The organism is Anaerotruncus sp. G3(2012), from assembly GCF_000403395.2.
GTDB lineage: Bacteria > Bacillota > Clostridia > Oscillospirales > Ruminococcaceae > Anaerotruncus.
The window spans coordinates 65,329-66,979 of sequence record NZ_KE159660.1; the positions used below are offsets into that span (position 1 = coordinate 65,329).

Here is a 1,651-nt window from a genome sequence, read left to right on the forward strand (position 1 = left end):
AGCCGAGAAGACCCGAGGAAGGCGCGAGCGCCTATCCGTTTGGTCTGGGGCCAAACGGATGCTGCCTTGTGGGGTGCGCCGAGCGGCTGTCGCGGCCCTAGCCGTGCTTCGCGCCTGCGCGAGAAAGCCGCGAGCGGGGGCGTTTTGGTCTGGAACCCAAAACGCCGCGCACCCTGGGGCCAAACGGATGCTGCCTTATCTCTGCGTGATTCTATTCGAAAACAGATTGGAAAATGCATTCTTTTATATATTTCCCAATCTGTTTTAAAATGCATGTTTTATTATATTTATGAATGTAAATTATAATGTATTCATTAATAGAATTTCTAATAGAATTGTAAATCTATTTCCTTTTGTATGAATTATTCTATTTTATATCATATTTTCGATTCTATTTTTAAATACATTTTATATCCCATCTTTTAATGCAATAGTAAGTGTATTTATTTATCTATTTTCAAATATATTTATCCATCTATTTTTGAATAGACTGTAGAATAGATGGTTGCATCTAAGCATCAACCTATGGTATAATAGAATCCATACGATATGAATAAACAGGATCGTTATTCTGTTAGGGGGTATATAAATGAAGATATTAACTTTTGGAACCCTAAAAGGCGGCGTGGGAAAAACCATGCTTTGCTTTAACATCGGAGGGATCCTCTCCCAGCTGGACTACAAAGTCCTGGTGATCGACGGCGACCTGCAGGGCAACCTGACCAATAATATGGGCATCGACCGCACCCGGGAAGGACTGCTTACCACCTACGAAATTTATAACATCGACGAGCAGCAGCCCGACCCGGAAGCGCTGGTCTACCGCTCGCCGATCGACCGCCTTCCCAACCTCGATATGATCGCCGGGTCGATCTTCCTGCACAAGGCTGAACTAAAAATTGCATCGGTGGCCGGACGGGAGCAGATTCTCTCCAACTATCTGAACGATCACCGCGACTTCTTTGAACAGTATGACTATCTGCTCATCGACACCAACCCCAGCATGTCGATCGTCAACCAGAATGCCTTTCTTGCTGCCGATGCGATCCTGCTGGTGAGCGACGTATCAATGAACGCGATCGAGGGCGCACAGCTTTTCATTGCGCTCTGGGAAGATGCCCGCAAACGTCTGCGCAGAGAGGATAACATCCGTGGTTTCATCATCAACGATTATGACGCCCGCAACAAAATTTCTGCCGATTTCCTCGAATATCTGAAAACTTCCCCGGATACCGCCGATCTGCGCGAACTGCTCTTCGAGACGATTATTCCGCGCAACGTGCGCATTACCGAAAGTGAACTCGCGGCTCTGCCCATCTCGATCTATGACCTGCGCTCCAGAGGTTGTGACGCCATTGCTTCACTTGTCGACGAAATGCTCGCACGCCACATTATATAATAGGTATAAGCTGCGGCTTTTTTTGCCCCTATATTAAGTGTGCCGCAAGCGGCACCGAGATGCCCGGTCCCGTCCGGGCGGACGGCTTGTTTTTTGCTTGTGCAAAAAGCAAGATAAAAAGCACACATAAGGGGGTATCCCCCTTATGGAACCCCCGGAGGGATGCCCGCCTTTGACTGGGTGGAAGGGACACGCATGTCAGTGCCCGCCCCAACCTGTTTTTTGCCCAGACAGGCCCCGCCCACTCGACCC

2 protein-coding genes are annotated in these 1,651 nt (G+C 48.5%); both read left to right on the top strand.

Annotated features, from left to right (window positions below):
- The coding region (locus C814_RS24395) for a hypothetical protein (RefSeq protein ID WP_207637135.1) at positions 1-306 on the top strand (306 nt) is incomplete at its 5' end.
- 283 nt (positions 307-589) lie between these two features.
- Positions 590-1,399, top strand: coding sequence for a ParA family protein (locus tag C814_RS11000; RefSeq protein ID WP_016317899.1), 810 nt, complete (start codon positions 590-592; stop codon positions 1,397-1,399).
- The last annotated feature ends 252 nt before the right edge of the window (positions 1,400-1,651 follow it).